Here is a 15,608-nt window from a genome sequence, read left to right as displayed (position 1 = left end):
GCTCGCGGCCCCTCCGTCGCGCGCGGTCAACCGACGCGCGACGCCAGCACCTTATCGACGCGACGCCCGTCGAGATCGACGACTTCGAGGCGCCAGTCTCCGACGATGACGATCTCGCCAGTCTTCGGCAGATGACGCATCTCGGCGATGACCAGACCGGCCACGGTCTGGAAGCCACGTCGCTCCGGCAACGACAAGCCAAGGCGCTCGGCCATTTCGTACGCCGGCATCGATCCGGCCAGCAGCCATGTTCCGTCCTGGCGCTGGACCGCTTGCTCGTCTTCCTCCCCGTCGCTCGAACGGAAAACGCCCGCAATGGCCTCGAGAACATCGGCGGGCGTCACGATTCCCTCGAAATGTCCGTATTCGTCATGCACCAGCAGCATCGGCACCTCAGCCGCCCGAAGCGTTTCGAGCACCGCCAGTGCATCGATCGAATCAGGCACGATCGGGGCCGTGCGCAGAAAGGCGCGCAGATCGAGTGTGCGCCCTGCCAAGATCGCTGCCAGCACATCACGCGATTGGACGACGCCGAGAAGATCGTCGGTGCCGCGCTCCCCAACGGGCAACCGCGAATGCGGGCTGGCGATGAGCTTGGCCCGGATCACGCCTTCGCTTTCGGCAAGATTGATCCAATCCACTTCGGTCCGCGGCGTCATCAGGCTTCGCGCGGTCCGGTCGCCGAGCCGCAATACACCCGAGATCATGTCGCGCTCGCTATTTTCGATCACGCCGGCGGCTTCCGCCTCCGCCACAAGCGAGCGCAATTCGTCGCCCGTCACGGCCCGATCCGACGCGGCCTTCTGCCCGAGCAGGTGGAACACCAGTCGGGTGGAGGCATCGAGCAGCCAGACAGGAGGCGCCCCGATGCGGGACAAGAGCGTCATCGGCGGGGCGACAAGGCAGGCGATGGATTCGGCGTTGCGAAGCGCGAGTTGCTTCGGGACGAGCTCGCCGACCACCACCGAGAGATAGGTGATGACCACGATGACGACACCGTAACCAAGCGGTTCCGCAAGCCAAAGCGGCGCGCCCCGATCGAGCAGCATGTCGGTCAGACGTCCGCCGAGCGCCGCACCCGAAAATGCGCCGGCCAGAATGCCGATGAGCGTGATGCCGATCTGCACCGTCGAGAGAAACTTACCGGGATTGTCGGCGAGGCTCAAAGCAGCACGGGCCCCGGTCCGGCCTTCTTCCGCCAGAGCTCGAAGGCGACCCTTCCGGGCCGAAACGACCGCCAATTCAGAAAGAGCAAACACCCCGTTCAACAGGATGAGAAAAACCGCAACGACGAGTTCGAACACTGGCAATCAGGCCGGTTCGCGTCAAAGCGGCCGGACCCTCTCCTTCCGCGAGATAGACCTCGTTACCATGGTTGGCCCGGCCCGACCCGTCAAGCAGCCGCACGAGCCCGTCATGCCCGCTGTCGCCGGCACATGACGGACTATCGTGCGTCGACGACGGGTCGATGAATATCGTCACATCGGTGTCACGTTTTATTTGAAAAACCGTCACGATGTTGCAAAAATACATTTCGTCTGACGATCTGATCTGGGGCAAAAATATTACGAAATCGTGTCGAAAAATTGCGCTAGTGCACTGTCCGAGTTCACTAGGGCCGAAACGATGCGATTCCAAGCCACAACGTCGAGTATAGCAATAGCAACTGTTCTTCTAAGTGGAACATATTCCCACGCTCAGCAAGTCCCGACGTCGCCGCCCGTCAACTTTACGAACAGCTCGACTGCAAGTGTTGGCAGCCAGATTGCCGGGGTGCTGGACGATTACGCTGTGCTGATGCAGAATAATCCAGCCGTGATGGTCCAGAATTATCAGACCGTCGTGACCATGACGCAAAATCGCACGACCGACCAAACCCTCAAGGCTTTGCACGACGACCGGACGGCGCAGCCCTACAGCATTCAAAATGGCCTCGGCGCACTGACGTCCCTCTATCTGACCGGTGCAGCCGCGTCCGCCTCGGGCGTGACCCCCGCCGGTTTGACATCGACCACCTACGCGACATCGACGCTGGCGGATTATCAGAACAACATCAACTTTCTGAACGGCGCGAGCGCCGGTTCAGCGACCTTCTCCAATGGCACGGCGACGCCGCTCGCCAATGCGGTCAACTTCATCAACAACGTCGTCCGGAACAACTCTTCGACCGAGCCGCCGAAGCGGATCTTCGAGCGCTACCAGGGCGCCAATCCGGCCATCAATCCTCTCGATGCGCGTTACGCCAACTATAACGTCAGCACCAATCCCAAGGGACTGAGCACCGCCGACACCGCGAATTTCGTCGTGCCGAGCTATCTCTCGTCGTTCACGGTTCCGGCGCCGTACGGGACCACGGCAAATTGGGTCAAAGGCTTCACGGTCACACAGGCCATGATCGATGCGAATGGCGGCAAACCGCTGACCGCGCCCAATCTCGGCACCTTCGACGCCAGTGGCAATCTGATCAGCGCAACCTTTGGGGTCGGCGCCTACGTGCCGGGGATCGGCACCGCTCCGCGCCCGTATCGCGTCAGCACGGCCGTGAACATTCCATCACCGCTTTATCAGGTCATCAACTCGACCAACCCTTATGCCGATGGTGCTTTCCCGAGCGGCCACACCAACTCGGGCGAGTTGCAGGCTCTCGGCCTCGCCTTCCTGATCCCGCAACAAGGGCAGGAACTGCTGACCCGCGCGGCCGACCTCGGCAACGACCGTATCCTGGCCGGAATGCATTCGCCGCTGGACGTGATCGGCGGCCGCATGGAGGCGACGGCGCTGGCCGCCACCAACATCTATGCGACGCTCTACGATGCGAACGGCAATCGTGTGGATTGGACCAACCCGGCCAATACCGCGGCTTATGCAACCTATCAGGCTGTGCAATCGACCCAAGCTTACCTCAGCAGCGCGTGCGGAACCACGAGTGTCGCGGCCTGCATTCAGGCCGCCCAGGCGTCGGGCGCGAACGCCAGCGATCCCTTCGGCAATGCTGCGGCCAATAAGGCGGCTTATACGGCGGAATTGACCTATGGGTTCACGCCGATCGGACCGAGCACGCCGCTCCTGGCCTCGCAGGTTCCGATTCAGGCCCAGGTCCTGTTGCTGACGCGCTTCCCCTATCTCACCGATGCACAGCGGATCGAGATCCTGGCCACCACCGGCCTGCCGTCGGGTTATCCGCTGCTCAGCGGCAACACCTACGACAATTGGGGGCGTCTGAACCTCTATGCGGCCTATGATGGCTATGGCGCCTTCAACGGGCAGACCGCCATCACGATGGATGCGTCGCTCGGCGGCTATTACGCAAGTGACTCCTATAACAACGACATCGGCGGCGCCGGTGGCCTGACCTTGGGCGGCACGGGCCAGCTGACGCTGACCGGCAAGAACACCTATACGGGTCCGACAATCATCAACGGCGGCACATTGGAGGTTGCAGGATCGATCGTCTCGCCCTCGACCGTGAACGCGACCGGCACGCTCGCCGGGTCGGGGACGGTGGGTGCGGTCCAGGTCAACGCCGGCGGAACGCTCGCACCCGGAAGCCTTGTGGCGCAGACCGCGTTGCTGGCCGGAACGACATCCGTTGCGGCGACCACGCTGAACGTCGCCGGCGCCTTGCAGTTCGCCTCCGGATCGACACTCGCGATTGCGGCGACCCCGAGCCAAGCCAGTTCGGTCGTCGCGACCGGCGCGGCCACGATCACGGGCGGCACGGTCGCGGTCCAGGCGGCGCCGACCGGATCGTTCTTGCCTTATGTCAATTACAAGATCCTCACGGCATCGAGCGTCACCGGAACCTTCGCGAATGCCAGCACAAACCTGCCGTTCCTCACGGCGGCCCTGTCCTATGATGCCAATGACGTCTTCGTCTCGCTGAACCGCAACAACGTCAGCTTCAATGCAGCGGCCGCGACGCCCAACCAACTCGCCGTGGCACAGACGCTGAGCAACACCTCGCGGCAGCCGACGAGCGGGGCCGGCGGCGCCCTTCTCAACGCGGTCTTCGGCCTGCGCAGCACACAGGAAGCCCGCACGGCCTTCGACAGCCTCTCGGGCGAGGGGTTGGTCGCGACAGAAAACGCAGGGATCCAGGCCGCCCACGTCTTCTCCGGCGTCATCAATGATCAGGCGACGTCCTTGCTGACCGGCGGTCTCGGGGCCGTCAACAGCATCACCATGGGGGCGAGCCTGCCGCCCGGCGTCCTCGGTTACGCGCCGGCAAGCCCGATCACGTCGCCGATCGTCCTCGATCGTAAACTGCCGCCGCCGCGCACCTACCGGGTCTGGTCGACCGGCTTCGGCGGTGGCGTCTCGCTCACCGGCAATGCCAATATCGCGAGCGAAACCGGCGATTATCGCGGCGGCGTCTTGGGCCTCGACTATCAGGTCCATCCCAACATCCTGATCGGCGCCGCGGTGGGCGGGAGCGACTCGAGCTTCAATGTCCGCTCGCGATCGACCTCCGGCGACGTCACCGGCTTCCATGGCGGCGTCTATAGCCTCGTCAATTTCGGGCCCTATTACGGATCGAACTCCGTGACGGTCTCGTCCTTCTCCAACCATACAATCCGTGCGATCGCCGGCCTGACTGGCTTCGCGGCGACCGAGAAAGCGTCATTCGGTTCGCTCGACATCAGAACTCGCGCGGAATTCGGCCGGGTGTTCGACTATGGCAGCCTCGGTGGCTTTACGGCCCTGAAGGTGACGCCCTTCGTGGCCGTCGAGGCCGCGCAATTGCACACGGATGGCTTCACCGAGCGCAACGCCACCGGCTCGACCAACATCTTCGGGTTGAACCATCGCGGGCAGGACACGACTGACATTCCCGTCTTCGTCGGCGCGCGGTTCGAATCGGCTTATGCGGTCGGACCCGGCATGATGCTGCGGCCGATGGTCAGCCTTGCCTACCTGCATGAATTCGCGCCCCAGCGAAATCTCGAGAACGGCTTCGTGTCGCTGCCGGGCTCGACCTTCCTGGTGTCCGGAGCACGGCCGTACTCCAATGCGGCACAGACCAAGGCGGGCTTCGAACTCGATATGGGCCACGGCGTCGGCTTCTTCGCCAATTTCGACGGCGAATTCTCGGCGCGGGAACGCGGCTACGGCGGCAAGGGCGGCCTCCAGATCACCTGGTAGTCCGCTTCGCAAAAGTCCGCCTCGCGGAACGCCACCTCAAAAGCCAACGGGGCCATCTTCGGATGGCCCTTTTGCGTCACCCCATCAGCAAACGCGACCGCACGGGATGCGTAAGCTCACGGGTCGGGTCCGGTGCGCCGACAGGCCGCCATTGTCGAGCAGCATCCATGCACCATCTCCCAACCATGGAAAAAGTAACAGTCTGGTATGACGGCAGCTGCCCGCTATGTCGGCGCGAGATCGTGCTGATGCATCGGCTCGACACGCGCTCGGCGATCGATTTTATCGATCTTGAGAGTCAAGATGCGGCTTGCCCGCTCGACAAAGCTGATCTGCTGGCCCGTTTTCATGCCTTGGAAAACGGCCAACTGCTGTCCGGTGCGGCCGCCTTCGCGGCCATGTGGCGAGCCATCCCGCGGCTGAGGCTTCTCGGGCTTGCGGCACGCCAGCCGGTCGTGCTGTTTGCGCTGGAGCGGCTCTACCGGATCTTCCTCCGCGTTCGGCCACGACTACAACGACTTGTCACGCGTCTCGACGCAGCCGCAGCCGCACACCGGCCGCAGACACCCGCGACTTAAGTCACTGCGGACCGTCGCTTTTCAAGGAATGCAGGCGGCGGGGGATAGTCACTTCCGGCCGCTTGTTTTTCGAAAGATCGCAGGGCCAGAAGGTACGAGTCGATCTCGCGTTCATGCCGCAGACGCGCCGCCGGCGCCAAGGCGGCAATCTGTTGTTTGACGAAGGTTGCGTCGTATAGGCGACGACGACGTAGTTCATCCGCTTCAGAAAGGCTCATGATCGGCTCCGCTTTAGTCGCCGGTACCCTGCCGACGCGGAGCCGTCATTTGCCTTTGTTATAAATGATCGCGTTTCCGTCGGTGCGTCTGCGGCCCAATAGCGCTGGACCCACGGCACGGGACCAAATCCGAATTTCCGGGACGTGCCCCAGCGCGTTGTGCGGTCGCCCAGAAGATCCCAGGGACGCGGAGAGCCGTGGAAGACCACGATCCGCGCATGCTTCGGCTCTCGGATGCGGCGAAAGACCAAATTCAACGGATAATACCAAACGCAACTCCGTTTGAAGCTGACGGTCCAGTCGCTCGGCCAATAATGCTTGGTGTTCGCCGCAAGACCGATGAAGCCCTGATCGGTGTGGCCGACCGCATAGGCAGCTTCCTGATCGGCCATGAAGCGGTTGAAGATGATATGCTGCTGGTTCGGGACCCAGGCGAAGAGAGACCCCTGTGCTCCCCGGTCGGGCCTGAGCGCGGCAGGCAGGATGCTCCAGAGCATCGGGTTCCATTCCTTCAGGATGTGAAGGCCAGGGATCGTACGCGCCCGATCGACGAAGATGCTGAGCGAGCCGAGGATCACCACGTCGAGATCGATATACATCACGAGGCTGGCATCATCGAAGAGACCGGGCATAAACACCGACAGCTTGGGCCAGCACCCAGATGTCCAGCGTTCGGGCGGCAGCCCGAGGTCGGGAATTGGACGGGCATCGATCCCAGCCGATAATCCGGCCGCATCATCCGTGAGGCAAACGAACCGGAAGGGCTCCTTGAGATGTCGCGTAACGCCCCGATACAAACCATTGACGTGTTCGGCCAGGAAGGTCTGACCCCATTTCATACAGACGATCGTCAGCATTTCGGTTCCATGAGAGGGCTTCGTTCCGTCGCGCTGTCGGCGATGGAGCGCCTTCAGTCGATCGGTCGCCGCCTCTCTGGCATAGCTTGGCAGCATCACCAAACCGAAGGCGCAGCCAGCATGACGCAGCGTCCGACGATGCGGCACGGAGCGTGTCGGACCCCCGCTTCCACGTGAGTTGGGGTTAGCGCGCCGTGCGGCGGCCGCCCGCGACCACAATCACGCCGATGATGACGAGGCCGGTGACCAGCAGGCGCACCCCGGCGCTGACCCCGTAGGTGTTGAGCATGGTCAGCAGCATGACGAGAAAGAGCGAGGCGCCCCACAGGCCGGTGACGTTCGCCTTGCCTCCGGCCACCGAGGTCCCGCCGATCACCACGACGGCGATCGACGTGAGGAGATATTCGTTGCCAATATCGAGCGACGAGCCACGAAAATAGCCCGCCAAAAGCGCCCCGCTGAGGCCGCCGAGCCCGCCGCTCAGAGTGTAGGTCAGCAGCCTGATCCGCTCGACCGGCAGGTTGGCAAGGCGAGCCGCCCGCGCGTTCTGCCCGATGGCCGCAACGGAGCGGCCGAAGACGGTGCGGTGCAGGAGGACCGCGATCACGAGGCTGAACAAGACGGCACCGATCGCGACCAGCGACACGCCGTCGACCGCCGCACTCATCGCATCGGCAAAGCCCGGCGGCGGTTTGACCTGCAGGCCGCGACCATAGCTGATGCCGATCGACTGGATGACGAAGCTGGCCGACAGCGTCGCGATGATGGGCGGAATGCGGAGAAGTCGGATCAGCAGGTAATTGGCTCCGCCGATCGCCATGCCGGCCGCTATCGCGGCAGCGAGGCCCAGCACGATCCGGTCGTCCGATCCGCCCATCACCTTCATGGCGACAGCGCTGGCGAGCCCGATATTGGCCGGCAGCGAGAGATCGACGTTGCCGGGTCCGAGCGTGACGACGAACATCTGCGCTGTGCCGACGATCACCGAAAAAGCCGCCAGCGCGATGCCGGCCGACACCATGCCGCCCGCCCCATAGCCGCCGGTATAGAGGATGGCGGCGATCCAAACCGCCACGGCGCCGACAAACGACCAGAGCCAGGGTTGAGCCAGGATGGTCTTCAAGGACATCTTCACGCGGTCGTTCCGGTTCGATTGATGATGACGCGCGCCGCAAGTACGACGATGAGGATGCCGCCCTGTGCCGCCACCTGCCAATCCGGCGAGATGTGCATGAAATTGAGCAGCGAGCCCGCGAGCGTAAGGGTCATGGCGCCGATGACGGCGCCGATCGGCGAGACGCGTCCGCCGACGAACTCGCCGCCGCCGAGGATCGTGCCCGCGATCGAGAGAAGCGTGTAGCCGTTACCGAGATTGGCGTCCGCCGAGGTGGTCAGGCCGATCAAGGCCATGCCGGCTAAGACGCCGCACAACCCGGTGAGACCGAACAGAACCATCTTGGCCTTGAGGAGTGACCATCCCGCGCGTTCAACCGCGACGGGATTACCACCGGCGCCGCGCAACACCGCCCCATACGATGTCCGCATGAGGCCGACATAAGCCACGATGCCAATCACCAGCGCGGCGACGATCGGGAACGGCACGAACGGGATCTTAAGAGCCATGAGGCTCTTGAGCCAATCGGGGGCGTGGCCCCCCGGCTTGGGTAGCAGCAGAATCGCAAGTCCCTGCCAGACGAAGAACATCCCGAGCGTCACCACGATCGAGGGTAGATTACGGAGGTGGATCAACGCTCCAAGACAGGCATAGACAAGAATGCAGCCGACCAGGATCGCGACACCGAGGACCGGATTATCATGCAGGATCGTCGCCGTGACGCAGCCCACAAAGCCAACGAACGTCCCGATCGACAGATCGAGATCGTTGCCCGCCATGACGAACATCTGACCGACGGTGGCGAGGGCGACCGGCACAGCGAGATTGAGCATCAGCGTGAAACCGAAATAGCTGATGGCCCGCGAGTTCATGGCCCAGATGCCGAGCACGATCAGCGCCATCGAAAGCGCCGGCAGCGCCATTCGCAAGAGACGGCTAAACGACGGCAAAGCGGTGCTGGTGGGCGAGGCCGTGTCGGCTGCGACGCTCACGATCAGGCGGCTTCGGAAAAAGAGGCGCTAATGATGCTGTCCTCGCTGACGTCGGCACGGGCGAGATCCGCCACGATGGCGCCGTTGTGAAACACATAGACGCGGTCGCAGTGGCTCAATTCATCCATCTCGGTCGTGTACCAGAGGAAGGTGCGCCCGGCTTTGGCTTCCTGCCGGATGAGATCGTAAACGTCGAGCTTGGTGCCGATATCGACGCCTCGCATCGGATCATCCATGAGGACGATCCGCGCATCCGACCCGAGAGCGCGCGCGAAGAGCGCTTTCTGCTGGTTGCCCCCCGAGAGTGACAGGATAGGATGTCGCATGTCCGGTGTGCGGATCTTGATCCGCTTCTGCCACTCCGCCGCGAGCGCGTCCTCCGCCTCGGTCGACAGCAAGAAGCCACGGCGAAATCGCGGCAGGGAGCGCACGCCGATGTTCTCGGTAATGGACCACAACGGAAAGATGCCGTCGGTTTGCCGATCGCCGGCAACCAGCGCCACCTTCTGGTTGATCTCGCTCCGCCCTGTCCTCCGTTTGGCCGCATCGAAGACCGCTAGCAGAAGATCGGTCTGACCATGCCCGGCAAGACCGGCCAGCCCGACGATTTCGCCCTCGTGTGCCACGAGGACGCGATCGTTCGGCTGTCGCTTCGGACGAATGCGGACCTGAATCGGCCCGGTCGGGGCGGCAACGCCGCCGGGCCGACCTTCATCCGCATCGGTCTCAGCGACGGACGCATGCACTTCCGCGCCGCCCATCGCGACCACCAGCTTGTTGCGATCGAAGGCGGCCGTCGGTCCGCTGGTCACGATCCTGCCATCGCGCATGACGACGACCCGGTCGGAGGTCGAGATGATCTCGCCGAGCATGTGCGAGATCAGAATGCTACTCAGCCCGTTCGCGACTGAGCGCCTGAGGAAGGCGAACAACTGACTAGCGGTGTGGCCATCAAGCGACGAGGTCGGCTCATCCAAGATCACGAGAGAGACCGGCACGGTCGTGACCGTGAAGGCGCGCGCGATCTCGATCATCTGGCGCTTGCCGATCGATAGGTCGCCGACGATCGCATCGGCCGCGATGCCGTTGCCGGGGAAAATCTCATCGAGCGCTGCCGCAATCAGGGCCCCGGCCCGGCGCCGCCATCCGAAACCGCGCAGGCTCGGGTGCATGATGCGGGCATTCTCGGCCACGGTCAGGTTGGGACAGAGCGATAATTCCTGAAACACGCAGCGGATACCGAGCCGTCGCGCCGGCTCCAATCCATAGCGCGTCAGGGTTTCGCCGTTCACCGCGATCGTGGCCTCATCGGGGGTGAGCGTGCCGGCAAGCACATGCATCAACGTCGATTTGCCGGCGCCGTTGTGACCGATCAGGCCCACGCATTCATGTGTCGATATCGCGAGGTCGACACCGTCGAGCGCATGAACGGCCCCGAAGGTTTTCCGTGCACCCGTGAGCGCGATCGTCGTTGCATGCAGCACCATCAAAGACCCAATCAAACCAGTCATCGACCCGACGTCGCCGTCCTGCGCCCTCCGGCGCAGGACGGCGAACCAGCACGGTTACTTCTTCTTGCTGGCTTCGATGATCGCCTTGGCATCGGCCTGACTATATTCGACCGTCGCGACACCGCCGACAGGGATCTTCGGCAAGGCCGCTTCGACCGTGTCCTGGGTGAAGGCGAGATAGGGGTCGGTCAAATCGTGCGGAATGGTCTTATCGCCATTCAGCACCTGCTGAGCGACCCAAAACGCGAGGCTCGAGACCCCTGGCGCGCTGGAGGCCGACCATGTCGCGTAGCCATTCGCCTTTTTCTGCTGCACCCACCAGGCGAGTTCATCCTGCCGATTGCCCATGATGATGATCGGGGTGGGCCGTCCAGCCGTGTTGAAGGCTTGTGCGGCGCCATAACCATCGCCGCCCTGGTCCACGACGCCGACGATCTCCGGCAGTGACGGCAAGACCGTGCTGACAGCCTTCTGGGCCGTCGTTTCGTCCCAATCGCCTTCGACAGCATTCACCACTTTGAACTCGGGATGTTTCTTCAATCCATCGAGGAAGCCGTTGTGGAAATCATCGTCCACCGAGGTTCCCGCGACACCGCGGATCTCGAGGAGGTTGCCGCCTTTGGGCAGCCGCTCGGCCATATAGTCGATCTGATGCGCCGCAAGCGCGCGATAGTCGACCGTCACCCGATAGGCGCAGGGTTCGGTCACGGTCCCATCGAAGGACACAACGACGATGCCGGCGTCGCAGGCCTGTTTGACGGCGCCGTTCAACGCTTCCGGCGAAGCCGCGTTGATCACAATGGCGTTGTAGCCCTGGAGGATCAGATTCTGGATCTGTGCCGCCTGGGTTGGCACTTCCTTGTCGGCGGTCGTGAAGATGTCGGCGGCCCCGACGATCTTGTCGTCGACAGCCTTTTGCACCACGGCGCCATAGCTCTTCAACATCGCCTGGCGCCAGGAATTGCCGGCATAATTGTTGGAAAAGGCGATCTTCATATCGGCCGTATCGGCCTTGGCCGGAAGCGAGGTCGACAGCATCGTCGCTGTCATCAGCACTGCATAGGTTAGGACACGCATCAACATTCCTCCCAAAGCCGGGCTCTCGGGCCCGTGCGTCTCTTGCCCCATGGCTCGGATGACCGGTTGCGGGGATGCCTCATCATACCAATCAATGGCCGCACGGCCATCGCTTTGGCGCAGTTTTCCTGTGACTTAACGCGCATTCGCCTGAGCGAGATGCGCTTCAACACGGGAAGCAATCCACGCCCGCACGTCCAGCCGGACAGCTCGATTGCGCTCCGAAAAGATCGGCATTCGGCAAAATTGAAGCAATCGCGGGAGAAAATCCAAAGGATTTTAGCGCTCAATCTCCTGCGAAACTGCGCGATGGGGATCGCTGGCTTGCGCCATCCCGCCTCTCCCTCGTGCTCGTCACCCAAGCTGGAGATGCCGCATGATCGCTTTCCTGACCAGCACGCCCTTTCTCGTCGTGGCAGCCGGCTATGGCGTGATGACGGTCGGAATGCTGAGCCTCGGTACGATCGCGGCGCGGGCCGATCGGGTCACGGAGCGCTTGCTCCAAGCCGCACGGACCCGCGACACCGCTGAACCGAGCAAGGGTCTGGACGAGGCGAGACGCCGTCCTGCCGCATGATGATCCTCGTCACAAAGACGACGATGACCTAACCTCGACCTCACGCCTCCTGCTTCGCACGAGCATGCCGATCCGCTTGATCGACAGGCTCCCCGTCTGGTTTCGAGGTAAAGAGGCTGCCGCGAAAAGCGCGACGCCGTCAGACCGGCCAAGATCCGTTTGACCATCGACCTGTCTTGACCCACAGGGCATGATGGAGGGCTCTCGACCAAACAGCCGCTTGATCCTCCAAGATCGCCGCGCTCCAGGGACGACATCGGAGCAGATTGTGGCGAGAGGGAGTCCGCTCAATTCGTCAGTAAGGCCAGCATCCATCTCGGCTTTTGAAGCCAGTCTTCACTTCGACGGATCGACGCCCAAGTTGACATGATAATGAATGTTCATTATCATATTTTCGTGGGCTAGAAACACCGATTGTGGTCGGCTTACCAAAGGAGTTCCGATGTCCCTTGCTGTTTCGATCGGGGTCGCTGATACCCTCACGGCGCGGCAGGAGATGATCCTTGGTGCTGCAGAAACGTGCTTTGTGAACGCAGGATTCCACCGCACGACGATGCAGGACATTGCGAAAGCTGCTGCGATGAGCCCAGCAAACATCTACCGTTACTTCGACTCAAAACAAGCGGTCGTCATCGGCATCGCGCATCGGGAGCGGATTTTTGCTCGCGCGTTTATATCCCAACTCGACTTGCAAGGCGACCCACATGCCGCACTGATGGGCATCGTCAAGCGGTATTACTTTGGGCTGTCGCAGGATGCTGCAATAATGCGTCTCGAGATCTGGTCCGAAGCCAACCGCAATAGCAGCATTGCGACGACATTGATCGCGATGGAGGAGGAGCGCCGTACTTGGATTGTGGAGCGGCTTTCAGCCCTCGCGACCTCGCCGCGATGCGATCCTCAGGCGCTGTACGAAGCCATCAATTTCTTTTTGAAGGGCGTCGTCGTGAGCAAGGCGCTTGTTTCCAGCTACGAAGACGGACCTGCGCTCGCCCAATTTACTGGGATTCTAGATGCCGGCCTGTCGGGCGAACTGCCTGGCGTTCGCAAGCTCGGTTGACCATCGAAATCCATTAGGCGCCGAAAAAGCTGTCCACCTTGTGGTTGATCGAGCAATGAGCTTGCGCGCCACACCATACCCGGCGCCTTCGTTGTCAGAAGCACCTTAAATTCAGAAAATCTCCGGAGAATGTGACATTGACCAGATTCGTGGAATGCATCTGCACGGCGGCGCTCGTCAGCAGCGCCTATCTCCTTGGAGCGCAAATTTCTACCGCTTTTGCAGCCGAGCCAATCGGCACATGGGTGACTGAAGATGGGCGGGCCCGTGTTCGAACAGAGCACTGCGGTATGAAAGAGGATCATCTTTGCGGCTATGTCGTCTGGATGCAGCAACCACGTGACGACAAGGGCCATCTCGCGGTCGACACAGAAAATCCAGACGCCCAGAAACAAGGGCGCAAGCTGCTCGGCCACCAGATGATCCTTGGCCTCGCACATGACGGAAATGTATATCGCGGTCAAATCTATAATGCCGACAACGGTAAATCGTATGATGTCCAGATCTGGAGCGACGATCCTGCCGAGATGACCGTCAAAGGCTGCATGTTCAAACTGCTTTGCAGTTCCCAGGGCTGGAAACGCGTCACTGACTTGAAGCCCGGCCAACTCGTAGGAGCAACGGACGGTGCCGATGGTCCGCAAGCGGACCATGAATGGGCACGAGCAGTTGTCGCTAGACAAAGCAGCAAAGACACGAAGGCAGTCTCGGTCGGCTCTACACCACGTTGACCGGTTGACGCCCGCACGTCGAAGCTAACGAAACTGCATTGGCAACGCTCTCTTCGTAAACGGTTGCTGTCCTCGTCGATAAACAGCCTCACGACGTATAACAAACCACTAGGAGCGCTTTGATTGGCCACAATTGCGCCTTGACGTGATAATGAACGTTCATTATCACTAGTCTTGAGAGGGCGAACTGGCAGACTGCCTCGCCGTCTACGAGCCCCTCAATGACGCCTCAGTAGATGCCACACGAGCGAGCCCGGCTTCATCCGTGCTCTGCGAACAAGGATCACCCATGTCAGTTCACCTGAAATCAATTGTCGTATTAGCCGTACTCTCGATCAGCGGCACAGCTGGCGCGGCAGACCTTCCGTCAAGAATTCAAGCGCCTGCCATTGGAACCTTGGAACCTTGATCGGCCCCCATCGGGTGGTCCGGGTTGATTGTTAGTTCATGGTCGGCCTGGGCGCCACCCTGAGCATGGCCGGCGGAGATGGTCGGGGTTTCGCAGCCGGCCATGCGGCGAAGGCGGGCACGAAGACCTCCGGCGCCGGGGGCTTGTAGCCGATTGATCCGTGCGGGCGCACAGTATTGTAATGCCTTCTCCAGCTTTCGATGATGACCTGAGCTTCCTTGAGCGAGTAGAAGATCTCTCCGTCGAGCAGCTCGTCTCGGAAGCGAGCGTTGAACGACTCGACGTAGCCGTTCTCCCACGGGCTGCCTGGGGCAATATAGGCGGTCTTTGCTCCAACCGCCGTGATCCAGTCTTGCACAGCCTGGGCGATGAACTCGGGGCCGTTGTCCGAACGGATGTGACCAGGCACGCCGCGCAGGATGAACAGGTCGGACAGAACGTCAATGACGTCGGTCGAGTTGAGCTTGCGCGCGACCCGGATGGCCAGGCACTCCCGGGTGAACTCGTCGACGACATTGAGGGTCCTGAACTTGCGGCCGTCATGCGTGCGATCCTCGACAAAGTCGTACGACCAGACGTGATCGCGGTGCTCGGGCCGGAGGCGAATGCAGGAGCCGTCGTTGAGCCAGAGACGTCCCTTCTTCGGCTGCTTGGCCGGCACCTTCAGCCCTTCGCATCGCCAGATGCGCTCGACCCGCTTGTCGTTTACCAGCCACCCGGCATCGCGCAGCAACGCCGCGATCTTGCGATAGCCGTAGCGGCCGTACTGCCGCGCCAGCTCGATGATGTCGCCCGTCAACGCCTCTTCGTCGTCAAAGCCCCGCGGCGCCTTGCGCTGCGTCGAGCGGTGCTGACCGAGCGCCGCACAGACGCGGCGCTCGGAGACAGGCAAATGCTGTCGCACATGCTCGATGCAGACGCGCCGGCGCGCGGGGCTCAGAAGTTTCCCGAGGCCGCCTCCTTCAGAATCAGCTTGTCGAGCGTGAGGTCGGCGATCGCCTTGCGAAGCCGCATGTTCTCCGTCTCCAGCTCCTTCAGGCGCTTGACCTGGTCAAGCTTCAAGCCGCCGAACTCCTTCCGCCACCGGTAGTAGGTGACCTCGGTCACCCCGATCGAGCGAACCGAGTCCGCAACGGTCTTCCCCTGTGAGACCAACACGTCGACCTGACGCAGCTTGCTCACGATCTCTTCAGGCTTCGGTCGTCTTCCCATCGATCCATCCTCCAGGCTCGAAAGCCATACATCGGGATGGACCACTTCAAGGGGGGACGATCACTGAGTGGCGTGGTTAGGCGCGAAGCCGAACGTCTGGTCCTGGACGGTCAGCTTATGTCCGCTCCTG

13 protein-coding genes are annotated in these 15,608 nt (G+C 62.0%); 5 read left to right on the top strand and 8 right to left on the bottom strand.

From position 1 onward, the window contains the following. Positions 1–26 precede the first annotated feature (26 nt). Positions 27–1,304, bottom strand: coding sequence for a hemolysin family protein (locus EY713_RS11040; RefSeq protein WP_131119580.1), 1,278 nt, complete (start codon positions 1,302–1,304; stop codon positions 27–29). Positions 1,305–1,773: 469 nt separating this feature from the next. On the opposite strand from EY713_RS11040, the gene EY713_RS11035 reads away from it, so the two are divergent. Beyond that, positions 1,774–5,142 (top strand): autotransporter domain-containing protein, encoded by a 3,369-nt coding sequence (locus EY713_RS11035; protein WP_165491096.1) that lies wholly within the window; start codon positions 1,774–1,776, stop codon positions 5,140–5,142. Between the two features lie 167 nt (positions 5,143–5,309). After that, positions 5,310–5,720 (top strand): thiol-disulfide oxidoreductase DCC family protein, encoded by a 411-nt coding sequence (locus EY713_RS11030; protein ID WP_245572687.1) that lies wholly within the window; start codon positions 5,310–5,312, stop codon positions 5,718–5,720. On the opposite strand, the gene EY713_RS11025 is transcribed toward EY713_RS11030, so the two are convergent. From EY713_RS11025 to EY713_RS11000, 6 genes are all read right to left on the bottom strand, one after another. Then, positions 5,717–5,938 (bottom strand): hypothetical protein, encoded by a 222-nt coding sequence (locus EY713_RS11025; RefSeq protein WP_131114819.1) that lies wholly within the window; start codon positions 5,936–5,938, stop codon positions 5,717–5,719. The genes EY713_RS11030 and EY713_RS11025 overlap by 4 nt on opposite strands. Then, positions 5,935–6,795, bottom strand: coding sequence for a glycosyltransferase (locus EY713_RS11020; protein WP_131114818.1), 861 nt, complete (start codon positions 6,793–6,795; stop codon positions 5,935–5,937). The genes EY713_RS11025 and EY713_RS11020 overlap by 4 nt, the downstream gene beginning before the upstream one ends. Before the next feature lie 184 nt (positions 6,796–6,979). Next, on the bottom strand, positions 6,980–7,924 hold the full coding sequence (locus EY713_RS11015) for an ABC transporter permease (RefSeq protein WP_131114817.1): 945 nt from the start codon (positions 7,922–7,924) through the stop codon (positions 6,980–6,982). 2 nt (positions 7,925–7,926) lie between these two features. Continuing rightward, a complete protein-coding gene (locus EY713_RS11010; RefSeq protein ID WP_131119576.1) occupies positions 7,927–8,832 on the bottom strand; it encodes an ABC transporter permease in 906 nt (301 codons plus the stop codon). A 71-nt stretch (positions 8,833–8,903) separates the two neighbouring features. Beyond that, positions 8,904–10,412, bottom strand: coding sequence for a sugar ABC transporter ATP-binding protein (locus EY713_RS11005; protein WP_131114816.1), 1,509 nt, complete (start codon positions 10,410–10,412; stop codon positions 8,904–8,906). A gap of 54 nt (positions 10,413–10,466) precedes the next feature. Next, positions 10,467–11,489 carry an ABC transporter substrate-binding protein gene (locus EY713_RS11000; RefSeq protein WP_131114815.1) on the bottom strand — a complete coding sequence of 341 codons (1,023 nt, stop codon included), beginning with the start codon at positions 11,487–11,489 and terminating at the stop codon, positions 10,467–10,469. 376 nt (positions 11,490–11,865) lie between these two features. Between EY713_RS11000 and EY713_RS10995 the strand changes: the two genes are divergently transcribed. From EY713_RS10995 to EY713_RS10985, 3 genes are all read left to right on the top strand, one after another. Beyond that, positions 11,866–12,066, top strand: coding sequence for a hypothetical protein (locus EY713_RS10995; protein ID WP_131114814.1), 201 nt, complete (start codon positions 11,866–11,868; stop codon positions 12,064–12,066). Between the two features lie 442 nt (positions 12,067–12,508). Continuing rightward, complete coding sequence (locus EY713_RS10990; protein WP_131114813.1) at positions 12,509–13,126, top strand: TetR/AcrR family transcriptional regulator; 618 nt, start codon at positions 12,509–12,511, stop codon at positions 13,124–13,126. A 137-nt stretch (positions 13,127–13,263) separates the two neighbouring features. Continuing rightward, positions 13,264–13,857 carry a DUF2147 domain-containing protein gene (locus EY713_RS10985; RefSeq protein WP_131114812.1) on the top strand — a complete coding sequence of 198 codons (594 nt, stop codon included), beginning with the start codon at positions 13,264–13,266 and terminating at the stop codon, positions 13,855–13,857. 440 nt (positions 13,858–14,297) lie between these two features. Here EY713_RS10985 and EY713_RS10980 read toward each other — a convergent pair. Continuing rightward, a protein-coding gene (locus EY713_RS10980; protein ID WP_131113674.1) for an IS3 family transposase occupies positions 14,298–15,478 on the bottom strand; the annotation gives its coding sequence in 2 pieces (ribosomal slippage) (positions 14,298–15,217 and positions 15,217–15,478; 1,182 coding nt in all). Positions 15,479–15,608 lie beyond the last annotated feature (130 nt).

The sequence above is a fragment of the Lichenihabitans psoromatis genome (genome assembly GCF_004323635.1).
In the GTDB taxonomy this organism is placed as follows: Bacteria; Pseudomonadota; Alphaproteobacteria; order Rhizobiales; family Beijerinckiaceae; genus Lichenihabitans; species Lichenihabitans psoromatis.
Note: the sequence above shows the minus strand (reverse complement) of the source record. Positions and strands in the feature narration are given on the sequence as shown.

Bases quoted from the DNA above. Each gene is read 5' to 3' on its own strand.
- EY713_RS11030 (WP_245572687.1), top strand. From the start codon at position 5,310: ATGCACCATCTCCCAACCATGGAAAAAGTAACAGTCTGGTATGACGGC.
- EY713_RS11025 (WP_131114819.1), bottom strand. From the start codon at position 5,938: ATGAGCCTTTCTGAAGCGGATGAACTACGTCGTCGTCGCCTATACGAC.
- EY713_RS11020 (WP_131114818.1), bottom strand. From the start codon at position 6,795: ATGCTGACGATCGTCTGTATGAAATGGGGTCAGACCTTCCTGGCCGAA.
- EY713_RS11015 (WP_131114817.1), bottom strand. From the start codon at position 7,924: ATGTCCTTGAAGACCATCCTGGCTCAACCCTGGCTCTGGTCGTTTGTC.
- EY713_RS11010 (WP_131119576.1), bottom strand. From the start codon at position 8,832: ATGGCGCTGCCGGCGCTTTCGATGGCGCTGATCGTGCTCGGCATCTGG.
- EY713_RS11005 (WP_131114816.1), bottom strand. From the start codon at position 10,412: ATGACTGGTTTGATTGGGTCTTTGATGGTGCTGCATGCAACGACGATC.
- EY713_RS11000 (WP_131114815.1), bottom strand. From the start codon at position 11,489: ATGCGTGTCCTAACCTATGCAGTGCTGATGACAGCGACGATGCTGTCG.
- EY713_RS10995 (WP_131114814.1), top strand. From the start codon at position 11,866: ATGATCGCTTTCCTGACCAGCACGCCCTTTCTCGTCGTGGCAGCCGGC.
- EY713_RS10990 (WP_131114813.1), top strand. From the start codon at position 12,509: ATGTCCCTTGCTGTTTCGATCGGGGTCGCTGATACCCTCACGGCGCGG.